Here is a 9,781-nt window from a genome sequence, read left to right as displayed (position 1 = left end):
GGGGGGGGCGCGGGCGCCGGGGCCCGGGGCGGGTCCTGGGGCGCGCCCGCGGGTCTCGAGCAGGATGCCGGCGAGCTTGCGCCCCGCGAGCAGCACGTCGTTCGGCCATTTCAGCGCGAAGAGCTCCGCCCGCCCCGTCGCCGCGAGCAGCGCGTCGTGGAGCCCCAGCGCCGCCACGAAGGAGCGCAGCGCGGCCAGCGCCGGCGACCCCGGCGGACGCATCAAGAGGCTCGCGGCGAAATTCCCCGGCAGGCTCGCCCAGGGCCGCCCCCTGCGGCCGCGCGCGGCGGTCTGCTCGAGCGCCAGCAGCCAGACCGGGCCGCGCGCGCCGGCGGCGGCCCGGCGCAGGGCCTCGGCATTGGTGCTGTCGAGCCGGGCGAAGACCTCGCGGCCGACGCCCTCGGGCCAGTCGCCCACCCTACTGGACGAGGGTCGCGGCGGCCGAGGCGGCGAGCGTCTCCACCCCGAAGAGATTCACCACGCCCAGCACCATGGCGAGCGCCGAGCCGCCGAGCAGCGCCCAGTGCATCACCGGCATGGCGCCTTCGAGCGGCGGGGCGGCCTCGCCGAAATACATCAGATAGACGATGCGCAGGTAATAGAAGGCGCCGATCACGCTCGCCACCGCGCCGGCGACGGCGAGCCAGATCAGCCCGGCATCGACGGCGGCCATCAGCACGTAGAACTTTCCGAAGAAGCCGACCAGCGGCGGCACCCCGGCGAGGCTGAAGAGCAGCACCGCGAGCGCGGCCGCCCGCGCCGGCTCCACGCGGCTGTAGAGCCCCAGCGCGCCGATGTCGGTCACCGGCTTACCGTCGCGCTGCATGTTGAGGATGAAGGCGAAGACGCCGACGTTCATGGTCACGTAGATTGCGATATAGATCAGCAGCGCCTGCGCCCCCTGCTCGGTCCCGGCCGCCAGCCCCATGAGCGCATAGCCCATGTGGCCGATCGAGGAATAGGCCATCAGGCGCTTGATGTTGCGCTGGCCGATCGCGGCGACGGCGCCGAGGAACATCGAGGCGACCGAGAGGAAGGCGAGGATCTGCTGCCATTCGCTCACCGCGCCGCCGAAGGCGTCGTAGAGCAGCCGCGCGAACATCGCCGCCGCGGCCGCCTTGGGCGCCGTCGCGAAGAAGGCGGTGACCGGCGTGGGCGAGCCCTCGTAGACGTCCGGCGTCCACATGTGGAAGGGCGCGGCCGAGACCTTGAAGGCGATGCCCGCGGCGAGGAAGACCAGCCCGAAGATCAGCCCGAGCGACAGCGGCCCCTCGCCCACCGCCTGCGAGATGCCCGCGAAGGCCGTGGTGCCGGAATAGCCGTAGGTCAGGCTCGCGCCATAGAGCAGCAGCCCCGAGGATAGCGCCCCGAGCACGAAATACTTCAGGCCGGCTTCGGTGGAGCGCAGGCTGTCGCGCCGGAAGGCTGCGACGACGTAGAGCGAAAGGCTCTGCAGCTCGAGCCCCATGTAGAGCACGATCAGATCCATGGCCGAGACCATGGTCATCATGCCGATGACCGAGAAGACGATCAGCACCGGATATTCGAACTTCAGCATCTCGGTGCGCTTGAGATATTCGCCGCTCATCGCCAGCGCGGCGGCGGCGCCGAAGAGGATCACCACCTTGGCGAAACGCGCGAATCCGTCCGAGATGAAGGAATCGTCGAAGGCCGTGCGCGCGCCCTCGGGCTGGAACCCCACGAAGAGCCCGGCCAGGACCAGCATCGCCGTCGCGGCCCAGAGGATCGTGCCGCTGGGATCGCGCCGGCGGCTGTAGGCCCCCCACATCAGGGCTGCCATCGCGAAGACCGCCAGCACCAGTTCGGGTGCGACCACGGAGAGGTTATGGGCAAGCATCGCGGATCCTCGCGGGCGTCAGTTCTGGGCGAGCGTCGTGGCCTGGGCCGCGAGCGCCGTTTCGGAATGGTCGATCAGCGCCGCCACCGAGGGGCCGATCACGTCGAGCACCACCGCCGGGTAGACGCCGAGCAGCAGGGTGAAGGCGACGAGCGGCGCGAAGAGCAGCTTCTCGCGCCGGCTCATGTCCTTGATGGTCCTGAGGCTCTCCTTGATGAGATCGCCGAAGACCACGCGCCGGTAGAGCCAGAGCGCGTAGCCCGCCGAGAGGATCACGCCGGTGGCGGCGATGAAGGCGACACAGGAATTGACCTGATAGACCCCGGCCAGCGTCAGGAACTCGCCCACGAAGCCGGAGGTGCCCGGCAGCCCGACATTGCCCATGGTGAAGAGCATGAAGATCAGCGCGAAGACCGGCATGCGCACGACCAGCCCGCCATAGGCCGCGATCTCGCGGGTATGCATCCGGTCGTAGATCACCCCGACGATGAGGAAGAGCGCGCCGGAGATGAAGCCGTGGCTCAGCATCTGGAAGATCGCCCCGTCGATCCCCTGCCGGTTCAGCGCGAAGATGCCCATGGTCACGAAGCCCATATGCGCCACCGAGGAATAGGCGATCAGCTTCTTCATGTCCTCCTGCATCATCGCCACGAGGCTCGTGTAGACGATGGCGATCACCGAGAGGGTGAAGATGAAATCCTGCATCACCTCCGAGCCGACCGGGAACATCGGCAGGCTGAACCGCAGGAACCCGTATCCGCCCATCTTCAGGAGGATCGCCGCCAGCACCACCGAGCCGGCGGTCGGCGCCTGCACATGCGCGTCCGGAAGCCAGGTGTGCACCGGCCACATGGGCATCTTGACCGCGAAGCTCGCGAAGAAGGCCAGGAACATCAGCGTCTGCGCGCCGCCCACCACGGTGATGCCGAGGACTGAGATCGCCTGGGAGCTGAAGGCGAAGTCCATCAGCTTCGGGATGTCGGTGGTGCCCGCCTGCATGTACATGGCGATCATCGCCACCAGCATCAGCACCGAGCCGAAGAAGGTATAGAGGAAGAACTTGAAGGACGCGTAGATGCGCTCCTTTCCGCCCCAGATGCCGATGATCAGGAACATCGGGATCAGGCCGCCCTCGAAGAAGATGTAGAAGAGCACCAGGTCGAGCGCGCAGAAGACGCCGAGCATCAGCGTCTCGAGCAGCAGGAAGGCGATCATGTATTCCTTGACGCGGGTCTCCACATGCCAGCTGGCGCCGATCACGATGGGCATCAGGAGGGTCGTCAGCATGACGAAAAGCACCGAAATGCCGTCGACGCCCATCTTGTAGTTGAGCCCGCCGAGCCAGGGCCGCTCCTCAAGGAACTGGAAGCCGGTGTCGGAGGGATCGAAGCCGACGAGCACGAAGAGCGACAGCACCAGCGTCGCGGAGGTGGTGAAGAGCGCGAGCAGCTTGGCGTTCTTCGCCGCCGCCTCGTCGTCGCCGCGCAAGAAGAGCAGCAGGACGACCGCGCCGATCAGCGGCAGGAAGGTGACGAGCGAGAGCAGGCTGTTCATTGTCCCGCACTCCGGATGCCGAGCCAGAGCGTCAGGAACAGCAGTCCCAGCACCATGGCGAGCGCGTAGTGGAAGAGATAGCCCGACTGCGCCCGGCCCGCGAGCCGCGTGACGAAGGGCACGAAGCCCATGGCGAGCCCGTTGATGCCGCCGTCGATGGTCGCGCCGTCGCCCTTCTTCCACAGGAAGGTGCCGAGCCACATCGCCGGCCGCACGAAGACGGCGTCGTAGATCTCGTCGAAATACCACTTGTTGAGCAGGAAGCGGTAGAGCACGGGCTGGTTCTCGGCCAGCGCCTTCGGCCGTGACGGATCGAGGATGTAGAACCAGTAGGCGATCGCCAGCCCGATCAGCATCGCCACGAAGGGCGAGAGCTTGACCCAGACCGGCGCGTGATGCGCGTCGTCGATCACCGTGTTGTCGGGCGCGAAGAAGACCGCGCCGACTGCGCCGTGCGGCGCGGCGGCGCCATGGCCGGCGGCCTCCGCACCGGCCTCGTGCCCCGCCTCCGCCCCTTCGGCGGATTCGGCAGCCACGGCATGGTCCTCCGCACCGGCCTCGGCATGCTCTTCCCTGGCCGCCTCGCCATGGCCTTCCGCGCCGGCTTCGGTATGGGCGGGCAGGCCGAAGAAGGCATTCATGCGCGCGTGGTCGCCGAAGAAGGGGTTGTACCAGATCATGCCGGCCAGGATCGATCCCGCCGCCAGCACGCCGAGCGGCACCAGCATCGAGCGCGGGCTCTCGTGCGCGTGCTCGTGCGCGTGATGATCGCCGCGCTCCTCGCCGTGGAAGGTCATGAAGATCAGCCGCCAGGAATAGAAGCTCGTCATCGCCGCCGCGATGACCAGTGCGGCGAAGCCGAAGCCCGCGGCGGGATTCGCCCCCGCCCAGGCGCTCTCGATGATCGCGTCCTTGGAGAGATAGCCGGCGAAGCCGATATGGGTGAGCGGGATCCCGACGCCGGTGATCGCGAGCGTGCCGATCACCATCGCCCAGTAGGTCAGGGGGATCTTCGTGCGCAGGCCGCCGTAGTTGCGCATGTCCTGCTCGTGATGCATCGCGTGGATCACCGAGCCGGCGCAGAGGAAGAGCAGCGCCTTGAACCAGGCGTGGGTGAAGAGGTGGAACATCGCCGCCGGATAGGCGCCCACGCCCGCCGCCACGAACATGTAGCCGAGCTGGCTGCAGGTCGAATAGGCGATGACGCGCTTGATGTCGTTCTGAACAAGACCCACGGTCGCGGCGAAGAAGGCGGTGGCCGCGCCGATATAGGTGATGAAGGTCAGGGTGGTCGGCGCCCATTCCAGCACCGGCGACATGCGGCAGACCAGGAACACGCCCGCCGTCACCATGGTCGCGGCGTGGATCAGCGCCGAGACCGGCGTCGGGCCCTCCATGGCGTCCGGCAGCCAGGTGTGCAGGAAGAGCTGCGCCGACTTGCCCATGGCGCCGACGAAGAGCAGGAAGGACGCCAGTTCCGCGGCGTTCCACTCGCGCCAGAGGAAGGCGACCTGCGTCTCGGCGAGCGTCGGCGCCGCCGCGAAGACGTCGTCGAGCGCGATCGAATCCACCAGGAAATAGAGCGTGAAGATGCCCAGCAGGAAGCCGAAGTCGCCGACCCGGTTGACGATGAAGGCCTTGATCGCCGCGGCCCCCGCGCTCTGCTTGCGATAGTAGAAGCCGATCAACAGGTAGGAGGCGACACCGACACCCTCCCAGCCGAAGAAGAGCTGCAGCAGGTTGTCGGCGGTGACCAGCGCCAGCATGGCGAAGGTGAAGAACGAGAGATAGGCGAAGAAGCGCGGCTTGTAGCTCTCGCCTTCCTTGAAGTTCACGTCGTGATCCATGTAGCCGAAGCTGTAGAGATGCACGAGTGCGGAGACCGTGGTGACCACCACGAGCATGATCGCGGTCAGCCGGTCGAGCCGGAATCCCCAATCCGCGCTCAGGCTGCCGGAGGCGATCCAGCGGAAGAACGCCCGGCTCTCGGTCTGGCCGTCGAAGGAGAAGAAGACGATCCAGGCGAGCAGGCAGGCGAAGAACAGCAGGCCCGTCGCCGTCATCAGCGCGCCGCGCTCGCCCAGCCATTTGTAGCCGAAGCCGCAGAGCAGCGCGCCGAGCAGCGGTGCGAAGAGGATGATCGTGGTCATGGCGTCACCCCTTCATCACGTTGACGTCTTCGACCGCGATCGTCCCGCGGTTGCGGAAGAAGCAGACGAGGATCGCGAGCCCGATCGCCGCCTCCGCCGCCGCCACCGTCAGCACGAAGAGCGTGAAGACCTGGCCGACGAGATCGCCGAGATAGGCGGAGAAGGCCACGAGGTTGATATTGACGGCCAGCAGCATCAGCTCGACCGACATCAGGATGATGATGACGTTCTTGCGGTTGATGAAGATGCCGAAGATGCCGGTGACGAAGAGGATCGCCGCGACGGTGAGGTAGTGTCCCAGTCCGATCATGCGCCCTGCCCCGGCTTGATGTCGACCAGCGTGACGGCGGTCTTGGGATCGCGATACATCTGCCCCAGCACGTCCTGGCGCTTGACATGCACCCGCTTGCGCAGCGTCAGCACGATGGCCCCGATCATCGCCACGAGCAGGATCAGCCCGGCCATCTGGAAGAGGAACACGTAGCGCGTGTAGACGAGCATGCCGAGCGCGGCGGTGTTCTCCACCTGATCCGGCGGCGGGGTGACCGCGGCGCGCAGGCTCAGCGCCTCGTCCGAGATCTCCCAGGCCCCGAAGGCGAAGCCGAGCTGCACCAGCAGCACCAGCCCGATCAGGAGGCCGACCGGCAGGTATTGCGCCATGCCCGCCTTGAGCGCGGCGAAATCCACGTCGAGCATCATCACCACGAAGAGGAAGAGCACGGCAACGGCGCCGACATAGACGATCAGCATCAGCATCGCCACGAACTCGGCCCCGAGCAGCACGAAGAGCCCAGCGGCGGCGAAGAACGCCAGGATCAGCCAGAGCACCGAATGCACCGGGTTGCGCGCGAAGACCACCAGCGCCCCGGACACGACCGCGACGATGGCGAAGAAATAGAAGGCTACGGCGGCGAACGCCATGTCGTGGTCCCCCTCAGCGGTACGGCGCGTCCAGTTCCAGGTTGCGGGCGATCTCGGCCTCCCAGCGGTCGCCGTTGGCGAGCAGCTTCGCCTTGTCGTAGAAGAGCTCCTCGCGGCTCTCGGTGGCGAATTCGAAGTTCGGCCCCTCGACGATCGCGTCGACCGGGCAGGCTTCCTGGCAGAAGCCGCAATAGATGCATTTCGTCATGTCGATGTCGTAGCGCGTGGTGCGGCGCGAGCCGTCCTCGCGCGGCTCGGCGTCGATGGTGATGGCCTGCGCCGGGCAGATCGCCTCGCAGAGCTTGCAGGCGATGCAGCGCTCCTCACCGCTCGGATAGCGCCTGAGCGCGTGCTCGCCGCGGAAGCGGGGGCTCAGCGGCCCCTTCTCATGCGGATAGTTCAGCGTCGGCTTCGGCCGGAAGAAGTAGCGCATGCCGAGCCAGAAGCCGGCGAAGAAGTCGGTGAGCAGGAAATAGCGCGCGGCCTTGTCGAGCGGAATTGCCATGGATCAGCCCCCGACCATCCAGCGCTGGTAGGCGCCCCAGAAGAACCCGTATTGCGCGAAGAGTCCCACCAGCGCCACCCATCCCAGGCTCAGCGGCAGGAACACCTTCCAGCCGATCCGCATCAGCTGGTCGTAGCGGTAGCGCGGCACGATCGCCTTGACCATGGCGAAGAGGAAGAAAAAGAACGCCATCTTCGCCACCATCCAGAACACGCCGTCCGGGAGCCCGGGGATCGGCGAGAGCCAGCCGCCGAAGAAGAGCACCGAGATCAGCGCGCACATGAAGACCACGCTCATCAGCTCGCCGATCATGAAGAGCAGGAAGGGCGTGGAGGAATATTCCACCTGGTAGCCCGCGACGAGCTCGCTCTCCGCCTCGGGCAGGTCGAACGGCGGGCGGTTGGTCTCCGCCAGCGAGGAGAAGAAGAACAGGAACACCATCGGCAGATGCGGCAGCCAGAACCAGCTGAAGAGGCCCCAGCCGCCGTCTTGCGCCTCGACGATGCGGCTGAGGTTGAGCGAGCCCGCCGAGACCAGCACGCCGACGATGATCAGCCCCAGCGAGACCTCGTAGGAGATCATCTGCGCCGCCGAGCGCAGCGCGCCGAGGAAAGGGTATTTCGAGTTCGACGCCCAGCCGCCGGTGATGATCGCATAGACGTGCAGCGACGAGATCGCGAAGATGAAGAGGATCCCGACGTTCATGTCCGAGATCACCCAGCCCGGCGCCCAGGGGATCACCGCCCAGACGATCACCGGCAGCACGAAGGAGATCATCGGCGCGAGGAAATAGACCGCCTTGTCCGCCCCGGAGGGCACGACGATTTCCTTGACGATGTATTTCAGGAAATCGGCGAAGCTCTGCAGGAGCCCCCACGGCCCCACCACGTTCGGCCCCCGCCGTATCTGCACCGCCGCCCAGATCTTGCGGTCGGCATACATCAGGAAGGCCAGGGCCACCAGGATCAGCACCGTCACCAGCAGGCATTGCGCCAGGATCAGCAGGAAGAGCCCGAAGCCCGCATCGAAGAATCCGTCCATGCGCTACTCCGCCGCCAGGGGTCGCGACCGGCTCTCGGCGAGCCGGGTCAGTTCGGCCATCACCGCGCTCGCGCGGGCGATCGGATTGACGAGATAATGCGCCCGCACCGCACGGGCGAAATCGCCGCCGGTCATTTCGCCGCGCGCCACCGGCGTCCAGGCGTTCTCCGGGACCACGTCGATCTCGCCCAGATGCGGCGCCGCCTCGAACATCGCCGCGCGCAGGGCGCCGAGCGTGTCGAAGGGCAGCGTCGCGCCCAGTTCCGCCGACAGCGCCCGCAGGATCGCCCAGTTCTCCCGCGCGGCACCCGGCGGGAAGCCGGCGCGGCTCGCCATCTGCGGCCGCCCTTCGGTATTCACGAAGATGCCGCCCTCCTCGGTCCAGGCCGCCCCCGGCAGGATCACGTCCGCCCGATGCGCGCCTCGATCGCCGTGGCTGCCCTGGTAGATCACGAAGGGGCCGGGGGGGATGTCGATCTCATCCGCGCCGAGGTTGTAGACCACCTCCGCCCCGTCGAGCGCCGCCGCCATGCCCCCGTCGGTGGTGAAGCCGAGGTCCATCGCCCCGACCCGCCCGGCGGCGGTGTGCAGCACCAGAAGGCCCGAATTCGTCCGCGAGGCCAGGTCCATCGCGGCCCCGAGCACCGCCTCGCCATCCTCGCCGGCGAGCGCGCCATTGCCCAGGATCACGATCGAGTCTTCCTCGCGGATCGCGTCGAAATCCTGTCCCGCCAGATTGTCGAGCGCGGCGCGATCGCTGCCGAGATGGGTATAGGGATAGGTAAGGTCGACCGGCTCGCCGATCAGCCCGACCACCGCGCCGCGCAGCCAGGCCTTGCGGATGCGCGCGTTCAGCACCGGCGCCTCGGCGCGCGGATCGGTGCCGATCAGCATGATCTGCCGGGCATTCTCGATCGATTCGATCGTCGCGGTGCCGACATAGCCCGAGCGATTGCCCGCGGGCAGCTTCGCTCCGTCCGTGCGGCATTCCACCGCGCCGCCGAGCCCCGTCACCAGTTCCCTCAGCGCGAAGACCGCCTCGGTCGGGGCCAGGTCGCCGGCGAGCGCCGCGATCCGCTTGCCTTTTACCGCGCCGGCCACGGCCGCGAAGGCCTCGCCCCAGCTGCAGGGCACGAGCCTGCCGTCCCGCCGCAGGTATGGCCGGTCCAGCCGCTGGCGGCGCAGCCCGTCCCAGATGAAGCGCGAGCGGTCCGCCAGCCATTCCTCGTTCACGCCGTCATGGTTGCGCGGCAGGATGCGCATCACTTCCCGCCCCTTGGCATCCACCCGGATGTTGGAGCCGAGCGCATCCATCACGTCGATCGATTCGGTCTTCTTCAGCTCCCAGGGCCGCGCGGTGAAGGCATAGGGCTTGGAGGTCAGCGCGCCGACCGGGCAGAGGTCGATGACATTGCCCTGCAGCTCGGAGGTCAGCATCGCGCCGAGATAGGAGGTGATCTCGCTGTCCTCGCCGCGGCCGGTCTGGCCCATCTCCGACACGCCGGCGACCTCGGTGATGAAGCGCACGCAGCGGGTGCAGGAGATGCAGCGGGTCATCTTCGTGCCGACGAGCGGCCCCAGGTCGGGGTCGGTGGCGGCACGCTTGGCTTCGCGGAAGCGGCTGAAATCGACCCCGTAGGCCATGGCCTGGTCCTGCAGGTCGCATTCCCCGCCCTGGTCGCAGATCGGGCAGTCGAGCGGGTGGTTGATGAGCAGGAACTCCATCACCCCCTCGCGCGCCTTCTTGACCAT

The 9,781-nt window shown here is 67.4% G+C and carries 9 protein-coding genes; all 9 read right to left on the bottom strand.

Annotation, left to right across the window (positions count from 1 at the left end; translation table 11 throughout):
- The coding region (locus tag V7050_RS13835) for a biotin--[acetyl-CoA-carboxylase] ligase (protein ID WP_442885695.1) at positions 1-417 on the bottom strand (417 nt) is incomplete at its 3' end.
- Position 418: 1 nt separating this feature from the next.
- Positions 419-1,858: an NADH-quinone oxidoreductase subunit NuoN gene (gene nuoN, locus V7050_RS13830; protein ID WP_324369527.1), complete on the bottom strand. Its 1,440-nt coding sequence runs from the start codon at positions 1,856-1,858 to the stop codon at positions 419-421.
- Between the two features lie 18 nt (positions 1,859-1,876).
- On the bottom strand, positions 1,877-3,412 hold the full coding sequence (locus V7050_RS13825) for an NADH-quinone oxidoreductase subunit M (RefSeq protein ID WP_324369529.1): 1,536 nt from the start codon (positions 3,410-3,412) through the stop codon (positions 1,877-1,879).
- A complete protein-coding gene (gene nuoL / locus V7050_RS13820; protein WP_324369531.1) occupies positions 3,409-5,562 on the bottom strand; it encodes an NADH-quinone oxidoreductase subunit L in 2,154 nt (717 codons plus the stop codon). Before nuoL ends, V7050_RS13825 begins: the two co-directional genes overlap by 4 nt.
- A 4-nt stretch (positions 5,563-5,566) precedes the next feature.
- Complete coding sequence (gene nuoK, locus V7050_RS13815) at positions 5,567-5,872, bottom strand: NADH-quinone oxidoreductase subunit NuoK (protein ID WP_324369533.1); 306 nt, start codon at positions 5,870-5,872, stop codon at positions 5,567-5,569.
- Positions 5,869-6,483 (bottom strand): NADH-quinone oxidoreductase subunit J, encoded by a 615-nt coding sequence (locus V7050_RS13810; protein ID WP_324369535.1) that lies wholly within the window; start codon positions 6,481-6,483, stop codon positions 5,869-5,871. Before V7050_RS13810 ends, nuoK begins: the two co-directional genes overlap by 4 nt.
- 13 nt (positions 6,484-6,496) lie before the next feature.
- Positions 6,497-6,988 (bottom strand): NADH-quinone oxidoreductase subunit NuoI, encoded by a 492-nt coding sequence (nuoI, locus tag V7050_RS13805; protein ID WP_324369536.1) that lies wholly within the window; start codon positions 6,986-6,988, stop codon positions 6,497-6,499.
- Positions 6,989-6,991: 3 nt separating this feature from the next.
- On the bottom strand, positions 6,992-8,029 hold the full coding sequence (gene nuoH / locus V7050_RS13800; RefSeq protein WP_324374798.1) for an NADH-quinone oxidoreductase subunit NuoH: 1,038 nt from the start codon (positions 8,027-8,029) through the stop codon (positions 6,992-6,994).
- 3 nt (positions 8,030-8,032) lie between these two features.
- Positions 8,033-9,781, bottom strand: a 1,749-nt coding sequence (nuoG, locus tag V7050_RS13795) for an NADH-quinone oxidoreductase subunit NuoG (protein ID WP_324410682.1), incomplete at its 5' end; no start/stop codon positions are given.

Source organism: Amaricoccus sp. (assembly GCF_036846665.1).
In the GTDB taxonomy this organism is placed as follows: Bacteria; Pseudomonadota; Alphaproteobacteria; order Rhodobacterales; family Rhodobacteraceae; genus Amaricoccus.
This window is presented reverse-complemented; position numbering and strand designations above follow the sequence as displayed.